The organism is Pseudomonas sp. R3.Fl (assembly GCF_023516765.1).
GTDB classification, from domain to species: domain Bacteria; phylum Pseudomonadota; class Gammaproteobacteria; order Pseudomonadales; family Pseudomonadaceae; genus Pseudomonas; species Pseudomonas citronellolis.
Map to the genome: position 1 here is coordinate 1921889 of NZ_JAMGSO010000001.1, position 26472 is coordinate 1948360.

General features: G+C 64.1%; 24 protein-coding genes and 1 pseudogene. 4 read left to right on the forward strand and 21 right to left on the reverse strand.

Annotation, left to right across the window (positions count from 1 at the left end):
* Positions 1-72: 72 nt before the first annotated feature.
* The 9 genes from radC to M8R19_RS08195 form a co-directional block, all read right to left on the reverse strand.
* On the reverse strand, positions 73-567 hold the full coding sequence (gene radC, locus M8R19_RS08155) for a RadC family protein (RefSeq protein ID WP_249917520.1): 495 nt from the start codon (positions 565-567) through the stop codon (positions 73-75).
* A gap of 98 nt (positions 568-665) precedes the next feature.
* The gene (locus M8R19_RS08160) at positions 666-1064 is read right to left on the reverse strand and encodes a hypothetical protein (protein WP_249917521.1); all 399 of its coding nucleotides are present in this window, start codon (positions 1062-1064) and stop codon (positions 666-668) included.
* Positions 1065-1219: 155 nt separating this feature from the next.
* Positions 1220-1552 carry a hypothetical protein gene (locus tag M8R19_RS08165; protein ID WP_249917522.1) on the reverse strand — a complete coding sequence of 111 codons (333 nt, stop codon included), beginning with the start codon at positions 1550-1552 and terminating at the stop codon, positions 1220-1222.
* A 77-nt stretch (positions 1553-1629) separates the two neighbouring features.
* The gene (locus M8R19_RS08170; RefSeq protein ID WP_249917523.1) at positions 1630-1812 is read right to left on the reverse strand and encodes a hypothetical protein; all 183 of its coding nucleotides are present in this window, start codon (positions 1810-1812) and stop codon (positions 1630-1632) included.
* Entirely contained in the window at positions 1809-2750 is a 942-nt protein-coding gene (locus M8R19_RS08175; RefSeq protein ID WP_249917524.1) for a recombination directionality factor, read from the reverse strand. The genes M8R19_RS08170 and M8R19_RS08175 overlap by 4 nt, the downstream gene beginning before the upstream one ends.
* Before the next feature lie 97 nt (positions 2751-2847).
* On the reverse strand, positions 2848-3855 hold the full coding sequence (locus M8R19_RS08180; protein ID WP_249917525.1) for a YqaJ viral recombinase family nuclease: 1008 nt from the start codon (positions 3853-3855) through the stop codon (positions 2848-2850).
* Positions 3856-3943: 88 nt separating this feature from the next.
* Positions 3944-4912 carry a DUF932 domain-containing protein gene (locus M8R19_RS08185; RefSeq protein ID WP_249917526.1) on the reverse strand — a complete coding sequence of 323 codons (969 nt, stop codon included), beginning with the start codon at positions 4910-4912 and terminating at the stop codon, positions 3944-3946.
* Between the two features lie 131 nt (positions 4913-5043).
* On the reverse strand, positions 5044-5373 hold the full coding sequence (locus M8R19_RS08190) for a hypothetical protein (RefSeq protein WP_249917527.1): 330 nt from the start codon (positions 5371-5373) through the stop codon (positions 5044-5046).
* A gap of 155 nt (positions 5374-5528) precedes the next feature.
* Entirely contained in the window at positions 5529-7226 is a 1698-nt protein-coding gene (locus tag M8R19_RS08195; protein ID WP_249917528.1) for a YfjI family protein, read from the reverse strand.
* Between the two features lie 880 nt (positions 7227-8106).
* Between M8R19_RS08195 and M8R19_RS08200 the strand changes: the two genes are divergently transcribed.
* Positions 8107-9057 (forward strand): YagK/YfjJ domain-containing protein, encoded by a 951-nt coding sequence (locus tag M8R19_RS08200; protein WP_249917529.1) that lies wholly within the window; start codon positions 8107-8109, stop codon positions 9055-9057.
* 62 nt (positions 9058-9119) lie between these two features.
* Here the strand turns inward: M8R19_RS08200 and M8R19_RS08205 are convergent.
* From M8R19_RS08205 to M8R19_RS08220, 4 genes and pseudogenes are all read right to left on the reverse strand, one after another.
* Positions 9120-10027 (reverse strand): annotated as a pseudogene (locus tag M8R19_RS08205) (alpha/beta hydrolase).
* The gene (locus M8R19_RS08210; RefSeq protein ID WP_249917530.1) at positions 10027-12588 is read right to left on the reverse strand and encodes an autotransporter family protein; all 2562 of its coding nucleotides are present in this window, start codon (positions 12586-12588) and stop codon (positions 10027-10029) included. The pseudogene M8R19_RS08205 and the gene M8R19_RS08210 overlap by 1 nt, the downstream one beginning before the upstream one ends.
* Before the next feature lie 172 nt (positions 12589-12760).
* Complete coding sequence (locus M8R19_RS08215) at positions 12761-13078, reverse strand: lipoprotein (RefSeq protein ID WP_249917531.1); 318 nt, start codon at positions 13076-13078, stop codon at positions 12761-12763.
* Between the two features lie 29 nt (positions 13079-13107).
* Entirely contained in the window at positions 13108-13554 is a 447-nt protein-coding gene (locus M8R19_RS08220; RefSeq protein ID WP_249917532.1) for a YfjT/YkfB family phage-associated protein, read from the reverse strand.
* A 138-nt stretch (positions 13555-13692) separates the two neighbouring features.
* Between M8R19_RS08220 and M8R19_RS08225 the strand changes: the two genes are divergently transcribed.
* Both M8R19_RS08225 and M8R19_RS08230 read left to right on the forward strand, forming a co-directional pair.
* Positions 13693-14040 carry a helix-turn-helix domain-containing protein gene (locus M8R19_RS08225; RefSeq protein ID WP_249917533.1) on the forward strand — a complete coding sequence of 116 codons (348 nt, stop codon included), beginning with the start codon at positions 13693-13695 and terminating at the stop codon, positions 14038-14040.
* A gap of 256 nt (positions 14041-14296) precedes the next feature.
* On the forward strand, positions 14297-14974 hold the full coding sequence (locus M8R19_RS08230; RefSeq protein ID WP_249917534.1) for a DUF4197 domain-containing protein: 678 nt from the start codon (positions 14297-14299) through the stop codon (positions 14972-14974).
* 344 nt (positions 14975-15318) lie between these two features.
* On the opposite strand, the gene M8R19_RS08235 is transcribed toward M8R19_RS08230, so the two are convergent.
* The 4 genes from M8R19_RS08235 to M8R19_RS08250 all read right to left on the reverse strand — a co-directional run bounded on the left by M8R19_RS08235 (position 15319) and on the right by M8R19_RS08250 (position 22447).
* Entirely contained in the window at positions 15319-16476 is a 1158-nt protein-coding gene (locus M8R19_RS08235; RefSeq protein ID WP_249917535.1) for an aromatic ring-hydroxylating oxygenase subunit alpha, read from the reverse strand.
* Positions 16477-16492: 16 nt separating this feature from the next.
* Positions 16493-17092 carry a TetR/AcrR family transcriptional regulator gene (locus M8R19_RS08240; protein WP_249917536.1) on the reverse strand — a complete coding sequence of 200 codons (600 nt, stop codon included), beginning with the start codon at positions 17090-17092 and terminating at the stop codon, positions 16493-16495.
* 1173 nt (positions 17093-18265) lie between these two features.
* Complete coding sequence (locus tag M8R19_RS08245) at positions 18266-21337, reverse strand: efflux RND transporter permease subunit (RefSeq protein WP_249917537.1); 3072 nt, start codon at positions 21335-21337, stop codon at positions 18266-18268.
* A gap of 6 nt (positions 21338-21343) precedes the next feature.
* The gene (locus tag M8R19_RS08250) at positions 21344-22447 is read right to left on the reverse strand and encodes an efflux RND transporter periplasmic adaptor subunit (RefSeq protein WP_009616555.1); all 1104 of its coding nucleotides are present in this window, start codon (positions 22445-22447) and stop codon (positions 21344-21346) included.
* Between the two features lie 97 nt (positions 22448-22544).
* Between M8R19_RS08250 and M8R19_RS08255 the strand changes: the two genes are divergently transcribed.
* Positions 22545-23177, forward strand: coding sequence for a TetR/AcrR family transcriptional regulator (locus M8R19_RS08255; protein ID WP_249917538.1), 633 nt, complete (start codon positions 22545-22547; stop codon positions 23175-23177).
* A gap of 341 nt (positions 23178-23518) precedes the next feature.
* Here M8R19_RS08255 and M8R19_RS08260 read toward each other — a convergent pair whose 3' ends face one another.
* Genes M8R19_RS08260 through M8R19_RS08275 form a run of 4 tightly spaced genes read right to left on the reverse strand, consistent with a single transcriptional unit; the run spans position 23519 to position 26438 of the window.
* Entirely contained in the window at positions 23519-24304 is a 786-nt protein-coding gene (locus M8R19_RS08260) for a class I SAM-dependent methyltransferase (protein ID WP_249917539.1), read from the reverse strand.
* A 47-nt stretch (positions 24305-24351) separates the two neighbouring features.
* Complete coding sequence (locus M8R19_RS08265; protein WP_249917540.1) at positions 24352-25179, reverse strand: isocitrate lyase/PEP mutase family protein; 828 nt, start codon at positions 25177-25179, stop codon at positions 24352-24354.
* A 51-nt stretch (positions 25180-25230) separates the two neighbouring features.
* On the reverse strand, positions 25231-26091 hold the full coding sequence (locus M8R19_RS08270) for a DUF72 domain-containing protein (RefSeq protein WP_249920148.1): 861 nt from the start codon (positions 26089-26091) through the stop codon (positions 25231-25233).
* Positions 26088-26438 carry a hypothetical protein gene (locus tag M8R19_RS08275; RefSeq protein WP_009616550.1) on the reverse strand — a complete coding sequence of 117 codons (351 nt, stop codon included), beginning with the start codon at positions 26436-26438 and terminating at the stop codon, positions 26088-26090. The genes M8R19_RS08270 and M8R19_RS08275 overlap by 4 nt, the downstream gene beginning before the upstream one ends.
* Positions 26439-26472: the final 34 nt, after the last annotated feature.

Below are 26472 nucleotides of genomic sequence, written 5' to 3' on the forward strand. Positions count from 1 at the left end.
TTTTCATTCTGTCCTCCTGTCGAGTTTGCTTCATCGCGCGCGGTGCACTCACCAATGCCAGCTTGCTGACAATCAGAGATACCCTTGCTCCGCCAGCGATACACAGCCCTCGCCCCCGACGATGACGTGATCCAGCGTGCGCATGCCGACGAGCTCGAGTGCCTGCTTGAGTGTGGTCGTCAGCGCGTAGTCCGCCTGGCTAGGCTGCGGATCACCGGAGGGATGGTTGTGCACCAGAATCACGGCGGCGGCGTTGTACGACAGTGCGAACTTCACCACCTCGCGGGCGTATACGCAGGTGGTGTCGAGCGTGCCGCGAAAAAGCTCCTGGAAGCGGATAATCCGGTGCTTATTGTCCAGTAGCAGCAAGGCGAATACCTCCTGTTCATGGTCCTGCAAGAGAATCTGCAGATGGCTGAACACGGCCTTGGGATGCTGCAGGGGTTGCCCTTTTCTGAATCGCCGGCGGGCCAGTTGCTGGGCCATTGTCAAGATGTCGGCTTCGGTCAGAGGGGCCTCGGCGATGTACGTGCCGACGGATTCGCCGGTTTTGAACTTGGTGTTCATCGGGACTCCATGGGTGAGCGTTGAATACGGGGATAACGAGCGGCCTGGTCCGCTGAGGGCCAGGCGATGCTTGCGCTGAAGAAGCGCGTTGGGTGGGCTCAAGCCCGTGGCTGGTGTGAGCGTGCTGCCGAGTGATGGCGACGTGCGTGATAGGCCCGGACCTTCTCTCGCCAGTCGATGGAAAGCGCCTTCGTCATCTCGAGGTAGCTGAGGGGGCAGGAGTAATAGTAGGGCGCCATGGACTCGTCCATGGCCTTGTAGCCCCATGAGCCACCACTGCGCTGCAACAGGTCGCAGCGGATGTAACGCAGCGACTCGCCGGGGGCGAGACTCGGGTGAACCCCAGCCGCCTTCGCCGTTACTTCACTGACGGACCACAGCACGTTGCCGCGCAAGGTGTGCGCAATCACCCGCACACGGGCCTGGGCGGTATCTGTGGGGCGGATCAGCGCCTGGATGAGTTCGGAGCGGGTATGGGATGAGAAGAGCCAGCCCATGGGGTGTTTCTCCTGGAAATGGGCCGAGATTCATCCCCCTGGACGAACCTCGGCAGGTGGATGAAAGCGCTGCAGCGCGGGTGTAATGGAAGGATCACGGCACGGTGGCCGGGTAATCCGGTGGCGGGAGGATCGGTGGCGAACGTGACGCCGCGCTAGCGGTGAGATACGGGCTGTTCGTTGTACTTCGCGCCGCAGCGCAGGCAGAGACAGTCGTACTCCATGAACTGGAAACGACGCACGTCACGAATGAAATCGCGGGTGCTGTTCCAGTTCGCCGCCGCGCCGCAAACCCCATCGAGCATCAGGTTGAAGGCCTGTTCCAGCGGACTTTCGCAATGTCGGTCCGACGTGATCGGCTGCCGGGACGGCGAGTGTTGGATGCCACGCAGAAAGCCGTCCAGCGTGCCTATCAGCCGGGCCAGCGCTTTCGCGGCGTCCTTGGACAGCACCACGGACGAGTTACAAATCAGGCACCGTGTGATCATGGTGAGTACTCCTGGAGATTGAAATGAGCGATCGGCGAGCAGGCGCCGGAGTGGCTGCTGCTGATGCCGTGACGGGGCTAGCAGGAAATCCGCAGACCAAGTCGCTGAAGCAGCCGGTGGAACAGGATCAAGGCCAGCACGATGGCCAGTGCCAGCGGCCAGAAACGCAGCATGAGCACCAGCAGTGCCACCCCCCCGGCACAGCCGGCCAACACGCTGACGAACACGAACAGCAAGCCCAGGAAGCGCAGCAGGTTCATGGCGTGGCCCTCTTGGTCGAGGAGGTGAGGCAGATGGCCCGGGGTTTGTTGGCGCGAGCGTGCAACAGCGCACTCAGGGTGGTGCTCGGCCCGCTGGGAGGCTCTACGGCCGGGACCGCCTTCGGCGACTCGGCAGCCGGCTCCGGAGTCACCCCGTCGGCAAGGGGGCCGGTTTCGTCGTCACGGTCTTCGAAAGCCCCATTGGCCAGGCACCACCGTGCGGCGCTATCCAGCGCGGCCTGATCGAACCCCGCCGCCTGGCGCGCCTCGTCGAGCTCCCGGGCTTGCCGCAGGGCATCCTCCATCGACACCCCGCTGCGCAGGGTGATGTCGACATAGAAAATGGGAAGGCCATGGCTCTGTGAGGTGGACTTGCCGCGCAGGCACAGCTCCAGCGGCAGGCAGGCCAGGCGGTTGCCGGAAATCGCCTGCAGGTACTGCAGCCGGGCTGCCAGGGTACGAATGCTGTTGAAGCTGGAGGTGCGGAAGACGAAGCTGCCCAAGGGATCGTCGTCGCCGATGGCGACGTTGAGACGGCCATAGGGCTTGCAGGCTCCTCCCTTGGCCAGCGGGCAGCCATCGGGTGAAGGGCACGGATGCGCGAGGATGCCGTCCTGGCCACGGCGCTTGCAGGTCTCGCCATTGCCGACGCACAGCGGCCGCCCGGACTGCGGATCGAACAGGCAGTACTCGGCACGAAAGTTCAGCTCCGGCGCGTTGAACAGTAAGCGGATCGGAATGCTGCGAAGCGTGCCGTCCTGGGTGTTACGCAGTGTCTCGTCCAGGGGATGGGGTAGCCAGTCATCCCAGCACTGGATCTGCGAGGTAATCGTGAATTGATCGTCTTTCTCCGGCAAACGCTTGCCGTTCTTCTCGACGACCTTGCCGATGGAAATCCGCCCGAGCACCGGCGGGGTAATGGCCAAGCCTTTGAGCATGGTGGTTCTCCAGTGGATGAATAAAAAGGGCCATGTCGACACGGGGGAAGCGCCGGCATGGCCAATGAGGGAAATGAGGGAAATGAGGGAATCGAAATCAGGTGATCAGGAAGCGCCGGCTGCCAATCTTGGTGGTGGGATAGCGTGCCAGCAGGTAAGGTTTTTCCTTGAGCAGCCGCGGTACATCGAGCACCACGCTGTCCTTGGCCTTGCGCCAGGACACCGAGCCGTTGGCGAACAGCGCTCGACAGGCCTCCCCCATGGCCTGTTGCAGTTGTTGCTTCAGTTCGGCTTCGCGCTTCCCCTGAATCTCCAGGCTGGCGCGGACGGACTGCAACTCGTCGAAGGCTGCCGACAGCAGCGGCTCCTGGGTGAAGTCCAGGGTATGGCCCTGGTCCTCCGGGTACAGGCAGCGCAGGGCTTGCGCTGCTGACTCCGAGCCATCCGCCGGCGGTGGCGTATCGCTCTGCACGTAGCCCCAGAAGTCCCGTTCCAGCTCGATCAGTTGAGCGATGAGCGCATCATCGCGCTCGAGACGATGGACTTCCAGGTGCTGGCCACCGAGCAGTACCGCCACGTCGGCTGCCTGCTTACCGGTGACCGCCAACTGGTGCATCACCTGCAACTGCACGTACACCGGCACGCCGTCCTTCCAGGACAGTGCCCCATTGAGGCCGGCAGTCTTGCATTCGAGAATCTGTACGTCGCTGGCACCGATGACCTCGCGGTCGATGTTGGCCAGCATCCAGTTCAATTTCGGATCAGGGTGCTGCAACACGGCATTGACCCGGCGTACCCGGTTGCCGGTACGGCGGCGGTAGTGGGTGGCGACAATGGGCTCGAGCATGTTGCCCCAATAGGTCGGGCTTTCCTCATCCGTGGGATCGCTCTTGGGCAGCCCGGCATCACGGCCGGTCTTCTCCAGCCACAGCTCCAACTGCGACTTGTAGGGGTTGAGGCCGACCGCAGCCGCAGCGTCCGAACTGCCGATACCGTGCTTGCGTACGGCCAGCCAGTCCTCGCGGGACAGCTCTTTGGTGCCGACCAGGCGCAGGGCGGGACGTGGCCGGCTTCGGGGGGCGGGTGTGGCAGAGGCATGAGCCATGGGATGTTCCTCCGGACATAAAAAATGCCCGACCGGCAGAGCCGGTCGGGCGTTTAGGAAAGGGTGGCATTGAACGCGACGGGGATGTTCAGGCCACCAGCTTCAAGGCTGCATCCAGCGCACGTTGTTTGATGACGGCGCCCTGGCCGAACCAGGCCGAGTCCATGCGGTATTCCGTGCTGCGTGCTCGCCGCTGGTGATCGACGAACTCGGTGACCGCGTTGAGCAGACCCCAGGCGGTGCCGTTGGCTGACTCAAGGTTGCTGCCACGGCCTTGTCCCTGGTACAGGCTTTCCACCTTTTGCATGGCGCGAATGTTCGGCACGCCATTGGCCTGCTGGGTGTTGGAGGCGTGATCCCCTAGCACCGTGGTGAGGAAGCTCAACACCTCCTTGGACGTCACCTTGCGCCCGGCCAGGGTGCGCAGGCGGTACATGAAGTCGTCCCATTGCGAAACGGCGATGCCCAGTTGCTGCTTCACCTGCTGCGGATCGAAGCGGGTGTTGTGCGGTACCTTGATCGCGCGAGTAGCGCCATCGAGGGCGATGCTCAGGGTGTTGTTGCACACCACCCGCACCGTGGTCGGCGTGGCCGTGGTGGCCAGGGTGCCGTCGCAGGAGGTGGCCAACAGCAGATAGCCGTTGACCTGGTCGTTGCCCTTGATCGCGGCCCCTTGCCCGGTACGCGCCAGCGCCCAGAACTTGCGACCGCCCTTGAGCACGCCGGCGGTTTCCAGCTCATAGCCGGAGACCTGGGTAAGTTCGCGATAGAACTCCAGCACGTCGCGCGGCTGTACCACCTGGTAACGCTGAGAGACCACCGACAACGGCGCTTGGGTGTCGGAGCGATAAAGCACCTTCTGTTCGGGGAAGGCATGGATACTGCCCAGGTGACCGACCACGTCCGCTTTGAAATGGACCGGACTTTCCTGGATCTGCCAATCCATTCCCGCCTCACGTTGCCAGACTTCCAACGGTTGATGCGGGGACAGATGGCTACCCAGGCCGTGCCAGGGCGCGTCGCCAATGTAAGCCATGCGTTCGATGAGATGAGCCATGATGGGTTTCCTGTAAGCAAGAGCCGGCCTACAGCGCTGCGCACCGCGCAGCACCGGCAAAAGACATGAAGTGAACGTGAGGAAAACGGGAAGAACGAGAAGAGCGAGAAGAACGAGAAGAACGAAACCGATCAGGTCGGCAGGTTGAAGCGGTGTCCGCAGATCAGACAGAGGTTGTTGGCGAGCACATGGCGATCCAACTGATCACCGAGCTGGGCGCCTAGGGCGCAGCCGCCGACGCCACCGGCCAGACCGCCGAGCAGGGCGCCGGACAAAGAGCCGAGGGTGATGCCCAGCGGACCGGCCAGGGCACCGACCGCCGCGCCGGCTTGGCTGCCTGCCAGTGCAACGGACGCACCGCGCGCCGCGCCACCGACAGTGCCGATGACGGCACCGATCTTCAGGGCGGGGTGCAGGGATGCAATCTTGGGAGAGTGACAGCGAGGACACTGCAATGACATGAAAGAACCTCCAGGGTGGTTGGTTATGTCAGGGCAGTGATATAGGACTGAGATTTTTTGGAATGGGATCCCTTGCGGAATAATGACATCGATTATATCGACGATCGCTATTCCAAGTGTATTCAGTAAGAAACATAGCACGCGCCAGTGTGCGCCTAATCAACCCGAATGGCGTAGAAAGGGGCATGAGTCAGCCCGCGGCGTTGTTCCGGTATCCAATACTCCTGCTCTCTGAACAGGGGGAGTTCCTTGATCGTGACGATCTCACCATTCTTCAACTGAGGCTCTCCAGATGTCAGCAGAAGTGCTTCGCTGAATCGATAGAGGCTGCCTTCCTTTTTGATATGCCCCAGCTTGATCAGCAGTTCGAGGGTAGCCTCCAGTCGTTCGGCATTGGCTCGCCCTCGGAAACACGTGGGGCCACGTTGTTTTATCGTGGTAAGGGTGAAATGTGTCTGTATGCCAGGACGAAGACGGTTAGGCAGTGGTTCATAAGGCAGTGGTCTATTGTCGCGCAAGGCCTCTTTGTGCTTCGCTGCTTTTTTATTTCGAGCGTCCTCATCATTTCGAGGCTCCTCAGCGGCTATTCGCAACAAGAAGTTCACCAATACGTTCGCATCCGCCACAAGCGGCGGTTCGTTCGCCAAGTATTCGGTGAAGTGCTGAGAACAGAGCTGGGCAAACGTCCAGCAGAACGTGAGGGTGAAGGCATCAATCTCCCTGTCGCTGTCGAGGCCGTACTCGAAGGCATGCAGGATGGCGGCTAAACGGCTGACGTTTTCCAGCAACTTGGACGCATGGTCCTTGGCGTAATGGTACAGGCCGTTTTCCCGCATTTGCGCTTCGAGGTATCGACTGTGTTCGTACCAGAGCGCTGCGGCCGCTTCCGAAAAGCGCAGGATGTGACGCGTCTGGGGGACGCCGGTCTCCAAACGTTCACGCAGACGGGCATTGAAGGCCTGCTGGCGCGGCAGTTCAGACAGTGTGCGGGGCTCGCGGGAACCGGCCATCGGACGGGGCTTGGCGACCAGGAAACGGGCCAGAAAGCCGGTACCACGGGCCTCCTCGCCACGCCGCCCCATGAAGCGGGCGATCACACTGGGTTGGGCCATCAGCGCCAGCGTGAGACGAGCATTCTGGAGCGTGAAGCCTTCCCGGGAGATTCGGTCGACGATCACGCTGCTGCCATCCCACAGCGTGTTGAGCTTGTCGAGTTCGCCCAGCACCTTGCCACTGAAAATACTGTTGGCTTCGCTGGTCAGCATGCAGGCATTGGGCATGTTCTCGTGCAGCATCAGGACCAGCGCCTGGGGCGTGGTGTCCTCATAGAGGAACTTGCCCGAGCGGGGAGGACGGGGTTCGGTCCGGACATGCGCCTCATAGGCCTTTCGGGCCTTCTCTGCTTCTGTCTCGTCGTTTTGGCGGCGGAAGGTGACGTACTCGCGCTCCAGGTGGCGCATGTCCGTATACCACAGGCGGTGAACGACCCGGTGTTCCGCCATGTCGGCCTCGTTTTGCCGGTGCGCCGCATCATTCAGGGCATTGATGGTTCCGAAGAAATAGTTCTGCGTGGTGGTCTTGCGCTCACCCGAGTCCGCGATGGTCAGCAGCATCAGCGAGGTGGGGACCTGATGGCCGGTGGGCATCTGTACATCGACATGCCCCTGGCAAGCCGTAGCCATGGCGCCGAAGGCACACATCATGGCCATTTCTCGGGACACCTGCCGTTCCCGAGACGCCTCGGTCACCGCGGCCTCGAACAGGCTGTGCTCGCGGAAACAGGGCCAACCCTCGTGAAAAGTCAGGGGCTCGACAGCGGGAGGTATCGACACAACATCCTCTTCGTTTTTCATTTTTAGCTGCTAATTCTGCTAGAGCTAGCAAAAATAGCATGTGATTTAAGAAATTCTCCATCGCAAATAACGAACACCTCCCCTCTCGGCGTCCTCCCTGGGGGGGGGAGGCATCGAGCACGCGGAATGCACACGAAGGGGCGCCGTCCTGTAGACAGACGTTGACTCGCTGGCGGTTACCGTCCTGACCTCGTCACGGCAGTCAGACGGTTAACGCCTTGGGGGCAGGCAAAACAGTCCGCCCAGCGGTGGCCACTCTCTCGGGACTTGGCGACAGAGGCGTTCTCTCAGACGGCACGCTGCCGGGAATGGAGGTCATTTAAGAGCCGCCCGCGGAAACGTTCGGTGAACATTGTTCATGGCAACAACCGCCCCTTGAACCGTCCCCTTGGCCACTAAGATTACGTTCTTCGCTTTGTCTTATTTCTCAGATAACTCCCAGTGCATGATTGCAGAAGAGATCCCGACTGGACTGGATATTTTTCGCCAAGCAGCCTGGTAATACTGGGATTTATGGAGCTTGAGTAATGGGGTTTATTGATATACACCTGTAAACCAGGTATCTCTGTAAACCAGACATACCTTTAAATCAGGCGTGCCCGAGAATCAGGCATGCCTGTAAGCCAGGCTACTTGAAAATCAGATGCACCTGCACATCAGTTGTATGTAGGCTAGACAAGCCTCGGGCTTGCCGAGCTCTCTATCAACTCTCGATTGATATCAAGATGTTTATCGCCATCGACTAAGTGATGCTTTAGTTTGTCTCTCGCAAAGATCGCTCAATTGAAATACTGTGCCCACTACGCCTGGCCCACTACTCCCCCAGTTTTAAAATACCCACACCGTACTTGGTATGACTTAAACCAACCAGGTACACACCATGAGCAATCAAGCAGCGAAACACCTCTCCCAATCCGATATAGCTATCCAGATCGAGCGACTCGTGCATGCCGTGATCCGTCACGACGGTCCGGCATTTAGAATCAGCTATGACGCACAAGGCGATGAAGTCATCGAAAGGACCAGGCTCTCTCGGTACTTCGATCCTATTCGGCAGATGTATTACTTGGTAAATGACGATGCATACGCGCTGAATGAACACCTGATTGCTTTTCGGGAAGCTTGCCACGACATTGGGCTGGAATTCGGCATGGCAGGTATGACGTGCCTGAGCGCGAGCGAGGATCGCTACCTCTCGGAAGCTGAAACCCTGAACTGGCTCGTGGAACAAATCAGGGTGCAGGTCCGGAGCAAACAGTTTCAACGTGGCAAGCATGACCGCACCTATCGCGAGAAGCAGAACCGGCAAACGGTCACCGACTACGTAGAGCGGGTACTGGGTAGCCGTTCACGTACTCTCGTGGTGAGAGTGGACCTGTACTACCGGGAGGCGGCACGGGCTCGCCTGACGGTGGAGGACGTCTTCGAGGATCTGGACAGGCTGATCCGGGCTCGGGAATACGATCCGGTTTTCCAGCACGAGACGGGCTACATCTGCGCCGTGGAGCAGGGGGAGGACATGGGTTACCACCTCCATGCGGCGTTCTTCTTCGATGGCCGGGAGGTATTCAAGGACATCGCCAAGGCTGAAGCCATCGGTGAGCTTTGGGAGAGGATCACGGGTGGCTGGGGTTACTTCCACAGCTGCAACCATGACAAGGCACGGTACAAGGAGCGGCGTGGGGTAGGGATGATCAAGCGCGACGATGTCGTCGGGAGACAAAACGTCATCCACGCCTGCCACTACCTGACCGAAGAGGGGCAGTCGTTGCGGGTGAAGCCTGCTGGCGCTAGGGCGTTGCGCATTGGCCGTATTCATCGGGGCTACTAAGCGCGGTGTAATCGTCCCCCTTATCTCTACCGACCATGGTCGGCAGAGATCGAAATGACCGCTCAGCGACAGCTGTTGGAAAGACCATCTTTGCCATGTGTCGGTGACGATTGGCTTTTGCAGCTAGGCGTTCTAACCCTCCATTGTCTCCATGAGACTTCCCAGCCTTGTGCATGATTCGCAGTTGGGAAGATTACAAGCTGACTGCACGTAGAAGGCCGAAGTCGTGCAAGGTACTCCTTGCCGAGCGTGGTTGGGATAAGCTCATCGCTGCCCCCTATGAGATGTCGCTGCGGTATCGAGTCTAGCCGATCGCGATAGTCCAACGGATCCAGCGAGGCGCTGAGAGGCGAGAGCCCTTTCATTTGTGCCCAAAGCCGTGGGCTGAGGTTGCCCGCTAGAGTCTGGACCTGAGCAACGTCATTCCGCTGAGCCGCCAGCAGCAGTGCCAGTGCCCCCCTCCTGAATACCCCACCAGCTCAAACTCTCGATTGCCATAGCGCTGCTTCAGTTGGTCCAGAGCCTGGCTGAGGCTGGTAACGACTTCCTGGGAAAACCGCCGATTGGTCCAGAGCGAGGGTTCGCAGGCCGGCGCCATCACGAACTGGCAGGGCCGTGCCAGGTAGGCATTCGGCTTCGGATCATCTATTGCTAGCCGTGCCACCAACAGGCTGTGTGGGCTCGGATCCAGGCTGGGCTGTGTCGCCGTCGCCCAGGCATGGCCATCGCCCTCCAGGTAAACACGCAGGCGGGTGGTTGTCGCTGTGCCCTGCGGTGCCAGCATGGCGAGTGGGAACGGCTGTCCCGGAAGTATCTCCAGTTGCCGCCCATGCTCATCCGCCAACTGCTGCAGTGCCTCGCGAGGCGACTGGCAGCCGGTGAGGAGGGCGCCGAGCAGCAGCGCCGTGAGGACTCGAAGGGCTCGAAGAAAGCCGGCCCACAGAGGTGGGCCGGAAAGGGAGTGCTTCATCAGAAGTCGTAACGGACCTTGGCGGTGAAGGTGTCGGCGTTGAAGTCGGTCTTGCCGGTGTAGTCGTAGCTGACACCAACCGTGACCGCGCCCAGGTGGTAGTCCGCACCCACACCCGCTTCGTAGCTGTTACGCACGGCCTTGGCTCCTTGGCTCACGAAGGGCGTGCTACCCAGCACAAAGGTCGAGGTGCTCTGGGCTTCGTCCGCGGCGAAGTCATGGTAGGCCATCAGCTTGGCCTGCGGCTGCAGGTTGCCGTTACCGACCTGGAAGTCGCCCGCCACGCGCACACCGGCACCGAGCTCCGCCACTTCGTAGCGTTGGCTATCCACCTTGAGCGCTGCCGACGACCCTTTCTCGTGGTAGCCATCAATATCGACACGCGCATAGCGTGCGGCCAGGCGCGGCTCGACCAGGAACCGATCATTCAGGTGATAGGTGTAGCCACCGACCACATTGGCACCTAGCACCTGGCTGTCGTAATCGCCCTTGGCCGTGGTGCTGGCGATGCGACGCTTGCTCTCGTTGTCGTTGAGGCCATAGCTCAGGTTGGCGTCGACGAAGTAGTTACCCTGTTCGAAACCGCTGTACAGGGTCAGCGCGTTGCCATCCACATCGGTGGTATTCCCGCTGTCGCTGTTCACGCTGGTATGCAGGAAGCTGTAGGCCACGCCCAGGGTCAACTGGTCGGTGAGCTGGCCATCGGCGCCGAGGGCAATGCCGCGGCTGTAGGCATTGAAGCCGGCCACGCCATCGCGCAGATCCTGGTTGGCATCGCTGTACAACGCCTGGGCCCAGATACCGGTGTTCTGCAGCACATCGCCCGAGGATGCACCGCGTAGGCTGCTGGTGCGATTGCCGGTGACGTTGCTCATCAGCGTTTGCCCACTGGTGGCCGCTTGGGTTGCGCCACCGTTCACCTCGGGAGCGAGCTGCTCAGCCAGTTGCTTCAGTGCTGCTGGATCCTGCGAGGCATTCACATAGGCCTGGAACACTGGATCGTCGGGATTGCTCTGTGCCAGCCCGGCCACCACTTGGCTGAAGGCCGCGCCCGCATGTTGGGCGTTGGCCGAGCCACCGATCTGGCCGATCACGTCGCCCACCTCGTCCTGGCCCTTGGAGCTGACCTTGGCCAGGATTTGGTTGTCGCCGCTGCTGACGGTGTCGACGTTCAGCAGCGCCGAGCGGCTGGTCACGCTCACCCCATCATCCTGCAGGGTACCGGCCTGGATCAGGGTGTAGGTCGTACCCTGGGCCTTGAAGTCGTTGCCTTGGGCCGCCAGCTGGATCTGCGAACCCTTGGCAAACTCCGCGGTACCGGAGACCGCGACCACGGCTTTGCTCGGATCGGTCGCCGAACTCAGGTTGAGCCCCAGCGAGGAGTTGCCGGCCACGTCCAGGTTGCCCTGGATCGTGGTGTGCGGCTGACCGAATTCCAGGTGCGCCGGCGTGTTGCCCGCATCGCTGCCGACATCCAGCCAACCGGCGTCCTTCAGGCGGATGTTCGCGCCATCGGTACTGGCGTCGGTGCCATTGAAGGTCACGTCGCCGTTCACTTCGATGTTGGATAGGTCGATCAGGTTGCCAGTGATGCTGCCGGCATTCCACACCAGGTGTACGCCGCCACTGGCCTGGGAGGCATCGATGGCTTCGTCCTTGGCAATCAGGTTGCCGCTGTTCTGGATGACCAGGGTATTGCTGGCATTCGCGCCGTCGATGTCGAAGGCACCGACCTCGATGGCGGCATCGTCAGCCTGGAGGGTGCCGGTGTTAAGCACCTGCACCGGCGCGCTGGCAAAGCTCACACCGTCGAGACGCAACGCGGTTGCATCGTCACCGCTGGCCACGATGCTGCCGTGGTTCTCGATCCCGCCGAGGTCCACCTGATCCGGGCCACCCATGTCATCGTCATAGGTGGCGAGGACCGCCGTCGAGCCGGCACCGCTGACCTGGATCAGGCCGTTGTTGATCAGCTTGCCGCCGATGGTGCCGCCCTTGAGCTGGATGCCGGTGGCCTCGTCGCCATCGGCGAGGATCTTGCCGCTGGCGGCGTTGATCAGGTCGCCCTGCAACACCGACTGGCCGGCGAACTTGAGGCCGCGAATGCCATCGCCCTCGAGCACACCGCCGGCCACCTGCAGGGTGCCTTCATTGACCAGGTTGCCGTGGATGATGGCCGGATCGATGAGCAGGCCGGTGACGCCCGCGCCGTTCACCGTGATGCTGCCTTTGTTCTGCAGGTTGCCGAACACCTCGGTCGGCGCGCCGATGGGCGAGGGAGTGTCATCGTCTCCGGCGTAGGACAGGTCGACGCCGTTGAGGTCATCGCCCGTGGCCTGCACTTGGGCGTTGAGCACCAGGTCATGGTTGAAAGTGTCGCTGTAGAAACGAAGAGGCTGGTCGCTGCCCGTGAAGGCGCCGGTGACTTCGGTGCTGTCGGTGTAGGTGTTGCCTTCGCTATCCAGGCCGCTGTTGGTCAACGTCAGGGCGTGTGCAGCGAGGGGCAGGGCACTGGTGGAAATCGCCAGAGCGAGTAGGGTTTTGCGATACATCGGGGTCATGGGTTCAGGTCCTTGAGTGTGTGTTGCTGTGGTTCTTTTCTCTTCTGGGATGTGTCTCGACGGGCAGCTCCTGGGTTTTCAAAAAACAAAGAGGTCCCCGCTCCGCCCACGGCCAAGCGATGGCCGTGGGCGGAGTTGGGTATTCCGAATGGGGGTTAAGAGACGCTAGGGATTAGCGGTCGAAGCTGAAGTCGTAGTCGCCCTCGCTGGTGGAAATGGAAACCTCGACGACCTTCTGGCAGTAGCGGGAATCGACTTTCAGCACTTCGCCGAAGGCCATCTTGTGCGGCAGGTCTTCCCAGACGTAGCGCTTACAGTTCCCTCGGTTCACTTCCACGCTGTTGATGGTGACCTCGTTCTTCTTGGAGGTGATTTGGAGCTGGGGGCTGCCCCACATTTCGTTCTGTCCCAGTTCAACGGTGATAGGGGGCTTGGAGTCGCAACCGGTCAGCGCGGCGACGATCAGGAGCAGGGAGAGGTACTTCTTCATCGAAAGGATTCCTGTGAAAGAGCTTCGGACTACCAGGCGGAGCGGCAGAGGTTTTTCTTGCTGGTCAGGGGCTGGAGAACCTGGGGAAGGTTCTGGGTCGGAAGCGTCACCGTCCGGCCACCGGCGCTGAGCTGCAGGGTGTTGGCCTTGCGCAGCGCGGCCCAGAAGCCCGGGAAGCTGGAGCTGCAGGCTTCGCAGTCGGTGTAGAAGGGATTGCTGAAGGTGGTGCCGTCGACGATGACGTCGAAGCCATCCTTTTCGGAGGAGTAGCGCTTGCCGGCGAGGGTGGCGTAGGCGGAGACGGGGCTTTCGTCATCGTCCGGGCAGGTGATGTTCAACTGGTTGCCGTGGCCGTCGTCGACCAGGTGTTCTTCGACGCCTTGGGTATAGCTGGAAGTCCATTCGGAGGTGCCGGCAAAAACTGTGTTGGTGGCCAGCCAGCCGAGGAGAGAAGCCAGAAGCAGTTGCTTGTGCATGGGGACGATCCCTGTATCGAGTGAAGAAAGATCACCAATAAAGTCGAAAATCAACCTTTTGAGGTGATTTTCGACCTGTGGTGTTCTTCATGTCAATGAGGTGGTGCCCAACCATTCAGGTTGAATGGGAGAGGCATCATGGTTGGTACGGATCAGAAAGCACTGGCTGAAGCGGTAGGGCGGGCGATTGCCAAGCAGCGCATGCGCTGTGGGATGACGCAGGATGAAGTGGCGGAAGTCCTGGGTGTGGGGAATGAGGCGGTATCCCGCATCGAGCGCGGAATTGTCATGCCCAATATTGCTCGGCTGTTCGAGTTCGCGACGATCTTCAATTGCAACGCGATGGAACTGCTGAGCGAGGCCAGCTTGCGCCCGGATGACCAGGCCTCGCGGATCAGCGGATTGCTGAATACCCTGGAGGAGAGCGACCGTCAGTTGGTTATGGAGATGGTGGAGCGGTTGAGCAAGCGACTCTGTCGCGGGTAAAGGGTACACTTCTGCAAGGCGAGATTGGGCTAGGGGGCGGTATGTTTTTGTTATTCTGCCCCGCACAGCAGTAGCCGTCGTGCTCGCTGAGCTTAAAGCCGGATATCAGTATCAGCGTAGTTTCGCGTCGATATAGTGCGCTGATCCCTCCTCTTCCGGCCAGGTTCCGTTGCCGGCCCAGCCTCGCTAAGCTTGCCTCTTCTTCCTTCGCCGAGACGCTCGGCGAAGGTTCCGCCCTGCCCCACAAGGAATCCCGATGCTGCGTTTCACCGCCCTGCTGGCCGGCGCCCTGCTGTCCGCCAATGCCTTCGCCCTGTCCCTCGCCAACCTCAGCCAGACCGACGCCAGCGGCGGCCTCAAGGATGCCTTGAGCCAAGGCGCGCAGATCGCAGTCAAGCAGTTGGGCAAGCCCGGCGGCTTCACTAACGATCCGGCCGTGCGCATCGAGCTGCCGGGCAAGCTGGGCAAGGCCGCCAAGGTGATGAAGCAGTTCGGCATGGGCGCCCAGGTCGACCAGTTGGAAGCCAGCATGAACCAGGCCGCCGAGGCCGCCGTGCCGCAGGCCCAGGCGCTGCTGGTGGATGCGGTGAAGAAGATGACCGTGCAGGACGCCAAGGGCATCCTCGCCGGCGGCGACGATTCCGCCACCCAGTACCTGGAACGCAGCAGCCGCGATCAGCTGCGCCAGCGCTTCCTGCCGATCGTCAAGCAGGCCACCGACAAGGTCGGCCTGGCCAAGCAGTACAACGCCTTCGCCAGCCAGGCCGCGGCCTTTGGCGTGGTCGATGCCAAGGATGCGAACGTCGAGGGCTACGTTACCGAGCAGGCGTTGGATGGGCTGTTCAAGGTGATCGCCCAGCAGGAGAAGGGGATTCGGGAGAATCCGGCGGGGGCGGCTACCAGTTTGGCGAAGAAGGTTTTTGGGGCGCTCTGAGGCACGCGGAACTCGTAGGAGCGAGCTTGCTCGCGAAGGGTGTTTCTCGGTGGCTGCGGTATGGGGTTCAAGAGCACCCTCTCCCCAACCCTCTCCCTGAAGGGAGAGGGAGCTGTCCTGAGCAAACGGTGAATCTAGAGTCATCCTGAAACTCCTCACTTCCCCTCGTCATTCCCGCGAACGCGGGACGCGGCTCCATCGCGAACAGCGCTTGCGCTGGCCCGAAGGGGAATAACCCAGTGACTGGCGGGTTCGCGAGCAAGCTCGCTCCTACAGGGTGCTCCCGGACCGTAGGGCGTATAACCGTTCGCGGTTATCCGCCGTTGGCGTGAGACGCCACAGCTCTACGGGTCCAGAGCGGTACCGGCGGGGTGGCTCAGGGCGTTGTCCAGGTTCTGGTGGAACCACTGCAGCGCCACTTCGTAGGTGCCGTGCCACAGGCGTTCGCTGGCGCCGGCGCGGATGCCGTTCTGCACCCGCGTGGCCATGGCGAAGTCTTCTTCCAGGGCGGCGTAGAGGATTTCGTTGTTCTTCTCGAAATATCGCAGGGCCCTCTCCGTCTGCGGTTGTTCGGGCAGCAGCGTGTGGCTAAGTACCCGCGTCGCCAGCGGGCCGTCGGGGAACACACTGGAGAAGTCGATGTGGTCCGGCTCCACCAGCACCAGGGTATTCGGCCAGAGGAAATACAGCAGGTTGCCGTGGCGGCGCAGGTCCCATTGCGCTTGCGGTTGCCCTTGCAGCTCGCGCAGGTTGCGCTTCACGTAGTAGTTGCGGATGTGCCGGCCGAAGCGCTCGAAGCTGCCCAGGTTAGGCCAGAACAGGTGGTCGATGGTGGCCTGGTGGGCCTTGGCCACGTGGTAGTTCTCCAGGAAGGTGTCCACCGTCAGCTTCCAGTTCACCGGGCGGCGGATGTCGCGCGGGTCGAAGAGGACGTGGTGGTCGATGGCGAAGCTGTCGAAGTCGGCGCAGATCGTCTCGCCGAAGAAGCCGTCCAGGTCCAGCGCCGGCCCCGGCGACAGCCGCGCCCAGACCGCGCCGAAGCGTTCGGCCACCGGCAGCTCGGTGAGGTTCAGGCAGGCCCGGTCGATGCCTTCGAAACCGTAGCCGTGGGGAATGCCGCGCAGTTGTCCGTCCGGGTTGTAGGCCCAGGCGTGGTAGGGGCAGACGAACACGCGGTTGGGCCCTGCCGCCTCGCCTACCAGTTGCGTGCCGCGGTGCTTGCAGACGTTCAGGAAGGCCCGCAGCCGGCCCTGTTCGTCGCGGGTCAGCAGCAGCGGCACCATCAGCTCGCGGGTGAGGAATGCGCCCTTGGCGATCTCGCTGGAACGCGCCACCAGCACCGGCTCGCGCAGCAGCACCTCGTCACACTCGCGGCGGTAGCGCGCCTCGTCCAGGTAAGCGGACACCGGCAGCGACGACGGCTGTTCTGCGCCATCGGAAAGGCCCCGCTCGGCCAGGGCCAGGACCTTGCTCAACAGCGCCACCTGGGTTGCGTGCCGCATGGGGCTCTCCTTCTGCTCAGTTCGACAGGGGCGCCAGCGCGCCGCGGATGAAATGCCAGAGCTGCCGCGCCAGCTGCGCGGCTGGCGGCCGAGGTTGGCGCGCCAGGGCTTCCAGCAGGGCCTGGTGCAGGCCGCCGAGGATCATCGCCGCGACCAGTTGCGCGTCCAGTTGCGCGTTGAGCTGCCCTGCGGCCTGGCCGCGACGGATGTTGTCGGCGCCCTGGCGGATGTTCTCGGCGATGCGCCGGGCCTCCAGCGCCGCCACCTCGGGCTCGCGCGCCAGGCTCACCAGCACCAGCGGCGCCAGCGGTTCGGCGTAGACGAACTCCACCGCCCGCAGCACCCGCTGCTCCTCGCGCTCGCTCCAGTCCTGGGCCTGGGGCAATGGGTCGGCGACCATCACCTGGGCCTGGTAGCGGTCGTAGAAGTCCTCGGCCACCGCCGCCAGCAGCCCGGCGCGCGAGGCGAAGTAGCGGTAGATCAGCCCTACCGAGACGCCAGCGCGCTCGGCCACCCGCCCCACTTCCAGGCCGCCGCCGAACTCCAGCAGCTCGGTGCGCGCAGCCTCCAGCAGGCTGGCGCGGGTTCTCAGGGCTTTAGCCGAAAGATCGGGCATGGCGGGACTCGCGGGGCCGGATAGAAAAAGTGAATTCAGTTTACTTATTTCATCCAGCAAGCCAAGCCCCGATTACCACAAGAGCAGCCCGGCCATGAGCGTAATGCTGTTCACTTGAGCGATCGGTGGTGGTGCTCCAGCCTGGCTCCGCTCCCTCACCCCAACCCTCTCCCAAAGGGAGAGGGGGCTGTTCGGAGTGGGTGGGGAATTTGGAGTCATCCTGAAACGCCTATCTCCCCCTCGTCATTCCCGCGAACGCGGGAACCCAGTGGCTGCAGGGTTCGCGAGCAAGCTCGCTCCTACGAAGAGCAAAAGCAAAAGCGCGTTCGCTTTTGGACTTCCAGAGAAATAGCCGAGCGCACCGGAGCGCCCCTTCAGAAGGCCGAGCGAAACCGGCGCTCAGGAGGTCATGCGACATGGATGTCGCGAGAGCCCCGCGGGCTACAGGGACGTACCCTCGGGGCGGGCCTCCGTGGCGGGGGAGTTCGTGAGGGGAGCCCGGCTCCATCGGGCCAGTATGTCGGGGCAAGCCTTTTTGGTTCCTTTTGTGGCGTTTGACAAAAGGGACTCGCCCGAGGGGGCGAAACCAAAAACATCCGAGCACTCGGTGCGGCGCGCTACACCGAGCCCAACCCAAAAAGTCTCTGGATTCCCGCGTTCGCGGGAATGACGAGGGGTGAGGATCGGAGCGAGGAATCAGGACTCGCAAGCGAAGCCACAGCCCCTTCCATATGAAAAATGCCGTTTCCCCCATCCAGAGAAACGGCATCCTCTCTTAAGTGAACAGCATTAGGCCATGAGCGAACCCTGCGTGCTGTACCGCGTCGACGGACGCGTCGCCACCCTCACCCTCAACCGCCCCGAGCGCCTCAACGCCATAGACGACCGCATGCCCGCGGCCACAGCCCGGAAGGCGTACGCTTCAAGGCGCATTGCGAAGAGGTGGGCTTCGCCCAGGCGGTGCGCGAACGGGATTCGGGAGCACCGATTCCCTGAGCCGTAACGCCCCGCTCGTAGGGCGTATAACCGTTCGCGGTTATACGCCGCTACACCTTGATCGACAGTCAACACCATGGCCGAGCCCGAAGCGCCTCGCCATGGTGCTCCGAGGTCGATACCGAAGCAGCCTGGGGCCAAGGTCAATCGGCGTATGACCGCGAACGGTCATACGCCCTACGCAGGCTCCTGCTTCACCCTGAACCAAGCCGCGTAGAGCGCCGGCAGGAACAGCAGGGTCAGCGCCGTGGCGACGATCAGCCCACCCATGATGGCCACCGCCATGGGCCCGAAGAACGCGCTGCGCGACAGCGGGATCATCGCCAACACCGCCGCCAGCGCGGTCAGCACGATGGGGCGGAAGCGCCGCACCGTGGCCTCGATGATGGCGTGCCAGCGGTCCAGGCCGTGAGCGATGTCCTGCTCGATCTGGTCCACCAGGATCACCGAGTTGCGCATGATCATCCCGGCCAGGGCGATGGTGCCGAGCATGGCGACGAAGCCGAAGGGCTTGTGGAACACCAGCAGGAACAGGGTCACGCCGATCAGCCCCAGGGGCGCGGTGAGGAACACCATGGCCATGCGCGAGAAGCTGCGCAGCTGGATCATCAGCAGGGTCATCACCACCACCAGGAACAGCGGGATGCCGGCGTTCACCGAGTTCTGCCCCTTGGCCGAATCCTCCACCGTGCCGCCCACGTCCAGCAGGTAGCCGTCAGGCAGCTCGGCGCGGATCGGATCGAGGGTCGGGGAAATCTGCTTGACCAGGGTGGCCGGCAGCGAGTCGTCGTAGATGTCCGCGCGCACGGTCACCGTCGGCAGGCGGTTGCGCCGCCAGATGATGCCTTCCTCGAAGCCGTACTCCAGGGTCGCCACCTGCGACAGCGCCACGCTGCGGCCGTTGTTGGTGGGGATGGCCAGGCTCGGCAGCTGCGACAGGTCCTGGCGCTCGCGGGCGTCGCCGCGCAGGAGGATCTCGATCAGCTCGTTGTCCTCGCGGTAGTAGCTGACGGTGGAGCCGGTCAGCGAACTCTGCAGGAACTGCGAGACGTCCTGGGTGCTCACGCCCAGGGCGCGGGCGCGGTCCTGGTCGAGGTTGAGGCGGATGACCTTGCTCGGCTCCTCCCAGTCCAGATGCACGTTCACCACGTGGGGGTTCTCGCGCATCTTCTCCGCGACCTTGCGCGCCAGCGCGCGGACTTCCGGAATGTGCTCGCCGGACACCCGGAACTGCACCGGGTAGCCCACCGGCGGACCGTTCTCCAGGCGGCTGATGCGGCTGCGCACCGTGGGGAAGTCCTCGGCCATGCGCTGGATCAGCCACTGGCGCACCTCCTCGCGGCCCTTCAGGTCCTTGGCCAGCACCACGAACTGGGCGAAGCTCGCCGCCGGCAGTTGCTGGTCCAGCGGCAGGTAGAAGCGCGGCGAACCGGTGCCGACATAGGCCACGTAGTTCTCGATCCCGGGGTGGCTGGCGAGCAGCTTCTCCAGGCGCTTGACCTGCTCGGTGGTGGCAGCCAGCGAGTCGCCCTCGGCCAGCTTCAGGTCCACCAGCAGCTCCAGGCGCACCGACGGCGGGAAGAACTGCTGCGGTATCAGGCGGAAGGCGGCGATGGAGCCGACGAAGGCCAGCAGGGTCAGGACGATCACCGTCTTGTTGTGGCGCACGCACCACTCCACCAGGCGCCGGAAGTGCTGGTAGAAGCCCGTCGAGTAAGGGTCGTGGCCCTTGTCGCTGCCGCCGTGCTTTTCCGCATGGCGCTTGGCCAGATCCGGCAGCAGCTTGGCGCCCAGGTAGGGCACGAACATCACCGCGGCCACCCAGGACACCAGCAGCGCGATGGTCACCACCTGGAACAGCGAGCGGGTGTATTCGCCGGTGCCCGACTGCGCGGTGGCGATCGGCAGGAAGCCGGCGGCGGTCACCAGGGTGCCGGTGAGCATCGGGAAGGCGGTGCTGGTCCAGGCGAAGCTGGCCGCCTTGAGGCGGTCGTAGCCCTGCTCCATCTTCACCGCCATCATCTCCACGGCGATGATCGCGTCGTCCACCAGCAAGCCCAGCGCCAGCACCAGCGCGCCGAGGGAAATCTTGTGCAGGCCGATGTCGAAGTAGCGCATGCAGACGAAGGTCATCGCCAGCACCAGCGGGATCGACAGCGCCACCACCAGGCCGGTGCGCAGGCCCAGGGAGAAGAAGCTCACCAGCAGCACGATGACCAGCGCCTCGGCCAGCACCCGGACGAACTCGCCCACACCTTCACGCACGGCGGCCGGCTGGTCGGACACCTTGCGCAGCTCCATGCCCGCCGGCAGGTTCTGCTGCAGGCGGTGGAACTCGTTTTCCAGCGCCTTGCCCAGCACCAGGATGTCGCCGCCGTCCTTCATCGCCACGGCGATGCCGATGGCGTCCTCGCCCATGAAGCGCATGCGCGGCGCCGGCGGGTCGTTGAAGCCGCGGTGCACCTCGGCCACGTCGCCGATGCGGAAGGTGCGGTCGCCCACGCGGATGGGGAACTGGCGGATGTCCTCCACCGAATCGAAGCGCCCGGAAACCCGCAGCTGCACGCGGTCGCTGGCGGTCTCGAAGAAACCGGTGGCGCTCACCGCGTTCTGCTCCTCCAGGGCCTTCTGCACCGCCGCCAGGGGCAGGCCGAGGGTGGCCAGCTTGGTGTTCGACAGGTCGATCCAGATCTTCTCGTCCTGCAGGCCGACCAGCTCGACCTTGCCGACGTCCTTGATGCGCTGCAGCTGCAGCTGGATGCGGTCGGCGTAGTCTTTCAGCACCGCGTAGTCGAAGCCCTTGCCGGACAGCGCGTAGATGTTGCCAAAGGTGGTGCCGAACTCATCGTTGAAGAACGGCCCCTGGATGCCCTGCGGCAGGGTGTAGCGGATGTCGCTGACCTTCTTGCGGATCTGGTACCACAGCTCGGGGATGTCTTTGGACTTGAAGTCCTCGCGGGCGACGAAGGTCACCTGCGACTCGCCCGGGCGCGAGAAGGAGACGATGCGGTCGTAGTCGCCGGTCTCCATCAGCTTCTTCTCGATGCGCTCGGTGACCTGGCGCGAGACTTCCTCGGCGGTGGCGCCGGGCCAGTTGGTCTTGACCACCATGGCCTTGAAGGTGAAGGGCGGGTCCTCGCTCTGGCCGAGCTTGGTGTAGGACAGCGCCCCGGCGATGCCCAGCAGCAGCATCAGGAACAGCACGATCGGCCGGTTCTGCAACGCCCAGGCGGAAAGGTTGAAGCGCATCCTGCGTCACTCCTTCGCCAGCAGCTTGACCGAGCGGTTCTCGCGGTCGACCGGGCGTACCTGCTGGCCTTCGCGCAATACCTGGACGCCCGCGGCGACCACCCAGTCGTCGGGCTGCAGCCCTTCGAGCACCGGCACCCGGTCCTCGGTGTAGGGCCCGATGCGCACCGGCCGGCGGTGCAGGCTGGCATCCTTCGGGTCGACCACCCAGACGAACGGCTGGCCGCCCTCGGCGCTCACCGCCGCCAGCGGCACGGCCAGGGGCACGGCGCCCTCGCTGTGGATGTACACCCGGGCGCTCTGGCCCAGCTCGGCCGGCACCTTGGCATCGTCGAAGGCCACCCGCGCGGCGAAGGTGCGCGACTGCGGATCGGCGGCCGGCGACAGTTCGCGGATGTGGCCGCTGAAGCGCTTGTCCGGCTGCGACCACAGCTCGACGCTGACGCCCTCGCCGATGCGGAAGCGCTCGATGGCGTGTTCGGGGAAGCTGATCAGCACTTCGCGGTCGCCGTCGGCGGCCAAGGTGAAGACCGTCTGCCCGGCGGCCACCACCTGCCCCACTTCGACGCGCCGCGCCGAGATCACCCCGTCCTGCGGCGCGCGCAGCACGGCGTAGTCGGCCTGGTTGCGCGCCACGTCGTACTCGGCGCGCACCTGCTTCATGCGCGCCTCGCCGGCGCGGTAGGTGTTCTCGATGTTGTCGAACTGCGACTGGCTGACCAGCTTGCGTTCCAGCAGCACCTTGTAGCGCTGGTATTCCGAACGCACGGTCTGCAGGTTGGCCTCGGCGGCGGCGACCTGGGCGCGGTTGGCCTCCAGCTGCAGGCGCACGTCCTCGGGGTCGAGCTCGGCCAGCGGCTGGTCGCGGCGCACGCGCTCGCCGGTCTCCACCAGGCGCTTGGCCACCTTGCCGCCGATGCGGAACGCCAGCTCCGGCTCGTGGCGGGCACGCACCTCGCCCGGGTAGGCCTCGGTGACCGAACGCGCCAGCTGCGGCTGCACGACCATGGCCGGGCGCAGCGCCGGCTTGGCCGGCTCGCCGTTGCCGCAGGCGGCGAGGGTCAGGGAGAAGGCGAGAGGGACAGCGACGGACAAGGCATGGCGGAACATGATGTATGACCTTTCGCAAAACGCAGTTGAATTCTTATACTCGCCGGTATAGTAAGAATACAAAACCGACCAGTCCAGTATTTGAAGTGTAAAAAAAATGTCCCAGCCCACCCTCCCCACCGGCCCCGGCCGCCCCAAGGACCCGGCCAAGCGCCAGGCGATCCTCGAAGCCGCCAAGGAGCTGTTCGTCCGCAACGGCTACGACGGCAGCAGCATGGAAGCCATCGCCGCCGAGGCCGGGGTTTCCAAGCTCACCGTGTACAGCCATTTCACCGACAAGGAGACGCTGTTCTGCGAGGCGGTGCAGGCCAAGTGCGCCGAGCAGGTGCCGGAGCTGTTCCACGAACCGCCGGCCGACGCGCCGACGCAGGAGCTGCTGCTGAACATCGCGCGCGGCTTCAACCGCCTGATCAACAGCCCCGAGGCCATCGCCCTGAGCCGCCTGATGATCGCCCAGGGCGGGCAGAACCCGGCGCTGTCGCAGATGTTCTTCGACGCCGGCCCGCAACGCGTGCTGGACCAGATGCAGCGGCTGATCGCCCAGGCCCAGCGCAAGGGCGAACTGCGCGAGGGCGACGCACGCAACGCCGCCGAGCACTTCCTGATGCTGGTGCAGGGCTGCCTGCACTTCCGCCTGCTGATCGGCTGCGTCGAGCTGCCGCCGGTGGAGGAGAGCGAAAGGCATGTGCAGGAGGTGGTGGAGTTGTTTTTGCGGGCTTATCGGCCTTGAGGCCTATGCCGTGGGCGCTTCTCCTGTAGGAGCGAGCTTGCTCGCGAACGGTGCTCACCCGGGACCTCGATGTCAGTGCTTGACTCCGCTCCCTCTCCCTAACCCTCTCCCTGAAGGGAGAGGGGACCGTTCGGCATGCGCTGATGTTTCCGCGTTAGCCGGCTTGCAGCGAGTGGCCGGCTGACACCAAATCCTTTCTCGGCACGGACAAGCCCCCTCTCCCTTCAGGGAGAGGGCTGGGGAGAGGGGACGGCGTTCATCTCGAACACTGCTGCTACCGGCTGGCACCGTTCGCGAGCAAGAGCTAGGCGCCCCCCTCGCTCCTACGAAAAGCTCCCTGCTCAGGGCTTTAGGGACTTCAACGGATAGATGTCATACCGGCTCGACTTCCCTTCCAGGCTGTAGCTCGGCTTGGCGCCCTCGATGATCGGCGCCTTGCGCGGGCGCTTGACCACTACGCGGTGGCTGGCCAGGGCCAGAGCCGCCTGGAGCAGCGCCGGGGCGTCCATGTCGTCGCCCACCAGGGGGCGGAACAGGCGCATTTCCTTTTTCACCAGGGCGCTCTTGTCGCGGTGCGGGAACATCGGGTCGAGGTAGATCACCTGGGGCGCCTCACCCTGCCAGGCGCCCATCAGGTCGATGGCGTTGCCCTGGTGCAGTTGCATCCGCGCCACTATCGGCGCCACTTCCAGGTCGTGCGCCGCGCGGGCCAGGCCGTCTTCCAGCAGGGCGGCGATCAGAGGTTGGCGTTCGATCAGCTGCATCTCGCAGCCCAGGGTGGCGAGGACGAAGGCGTCGCGGCCCAGGCCGGCGGTAGCGTCGAGCACCTGCGGGCGCACACCCGGCTGCACACCCACCGCCTTGGCGATCATCTGTCCGCTGCCGCCGCCGAACTGGCGGCGGTGGGCGGCGGCGCCTTCGAGGAAGTCCACGCGCACCGGGCCCGGCGAGTCCGGGCCCAGTTGCAGCAGTTGCAGGCCCTGCTCGCCCAGTTGCAGGGCGAAGTCCGCCGCGCCCTCCTCCGCCAGTTCCAGGCCCAGACGCCGGGCCCATTGTCCGGCGGCTTCAAGGTAGTGGGGCTCCAGGGCCTGGACGATGATGCGGGGAGTGTCTGCGCTGGCGCTCATGCGGGTCGATCCGGTGCAAAAGCGCCGATTCTACCGCAGGCCCCGGCTCAGCGCCGGAACAGCGCGTTGAGGCGGGCGAAGGGCATGCCTTCCTGGGTCGCCTCCAGGCGCCCGCCGGCCAGTTCGCTGGCGGCGTGGAAGAAGGCGCCGTAGGCCACCCGCGCCAGCGACGAACCCAGGCTGACGCGCTTCACGCCCAACTCGGCCAGGTCGCTCAGCGACAGTTGCAGGGCCGGCGAGCCGACCAGCACGTTCACCGGCCGCGGCGCCACCGCGCGCACCACTGCGTCGATCTGCTCGCGGGTGGTCAGGCCCGGCGCGTAGAGCACGTCGGCGCCAGCCTCGGCGAAGGCCACCAGGCGGCGGATGGTGTCGTCCAGGTCATCGCGGCCGTGCAGCAGGTTCTCTGCGCGGGCCGCCAGGGTGAAGGGGAATTCCAGGGAGTGCGCGGCCTGCACCGCCGCGCGCATGCGTTCCACCGCCAGTTCGAAGGGGTAGATGGGATCGTCCGGGCGGCCGGTCGCGTCCTCGATGGAGCCGCCCACCAGACCGATGCTGGCGGCCAGGCGGATGGTCGCCACGCAGTCCTCGGGCGCGTCTCCGTAGCCGTTCTCCAGGTCGGCGGCCACCGGCAGCGGCGTCGCCTCGACGATGGCGCGGGCGTTGGCCAGGGCTTCCTCGCGGCTCACCTCGCCTTCGGCGTCGCAGCGGCCGAGAGCGAAGGCCAGGCCGGCGCTGGTGGTGGCCAGGGCCTCGAAGCCCAGGCCAGCGAGCATTTTCGCCGAGCCGGCGTCCCAGGGGTTGGGCAGGACGAACAGGCCGTCGCGGCGGTGCAGGGCCTGGAAGGCCAGGCCGCGTTCGCGTTGGGTGGTCATGGGGGCGCTCTCCGTGCGAATGGGAGCTTGCAGGTTAGCGCAACCGTGGCCTCAGAGCAGGCCCAGTTGCTCCACTTCCGGCTGCGGCAGTTGCAACGCCGGCAGGCCCGGCAGACGCTCGGCCAGCAGGGTGTGGAAACGCTGCGCCTGCTCGGCGGCGCGGTGGTTGTCCGGGGTGTGGAGGAACACGTGGGGCGTCAGGCCGTCCTCGATCCAGCCGGCCACCTTGTCCACCCAGGGCATCAGGTAGGCCTGGTTGGCGTCCAGGTCCGGCCCGCCGATGAAACGCACCTGCGGGCTGTCGCTGAAGGCTGCCGGGCGCACCGGAATCCTCGGTTTCTTCGACTGCGCATGGCGCACCGCCGGGTCGTCGGACTGGCAGGCGAACAGGGCCCGCGAATCCAGGCAGATACGTTCCACGCCGCGCTCGTGGAGCAGACGGTTGAGCAGCCGCTCCTCCTCGCCTTTCTCGAAGAACGCCGGATGGCGCACTTCCACGGCGATGCGCCGGGCGCCGAACTCGTCCAGCCAGGCGGCCAGCTCACCCAGGCGCTGCGGGCCGAAAGCGGCGGAAAGCTGCAGCCACAGCGGGCTCACCCGGCTGCCCAGCGGCGCCAGCAGGTCGAGGAAGTCGCGAGTGGCGCCGAACTGCTCGCGCAGGTCGCCTTCATGGCTGATGTCGCGGGGCAGCTTGGCGCAGAAGTGGAAGTCCGCCGGCATGGTCTGCGCCCAGCGCTGCGCCGTGTCGGCGCTGGGCCGGGCGTAGAAGGTGGTGTTGCCCTCCACCGCGTTGAACACCTGGCTGTAGAAGCCCAGGGTGTTGGCCGGGCGCAGGTCGGCGGGGTAGAAACTGCCACGCCAGGCGGGCTCGTTCCACGACGGGCAGCCCAGGTAGTACGGCAGGCCCATCAGGCGTAGAGGTCGATGCCCAGCACTTCCGGGGCGTCGTAGCCGCCCAGCGGCAGGTTGGCGGTGCTGCTGTAGCTGGCCAGGGCCTGGGCGGCGCGGTTGCTGACCGGGCGCTGGTAGGCCAGGACGTCGCTGAGGACGATGGGCAGGCTGCCGCTGCCGGCGTTGCCCGGCTCCACGTAGCGCGTCTGCGCCTGCTGCTCCAGACCCTGGCTGGCAGCCACGGAGGCCGGCTGCTCGCGACGCGCCTCGGCCTCGCGCATGACCTCGCGATAAGGCGTGACCGCGGTGCCGGGGCGGCTGCCGGAGTCGGGCGTGATGGAGTAGCTGGACAGGCCGTCGATGCGCATGTTCAGGGCTCAGCGGGTAAGGATTTCACTCTAG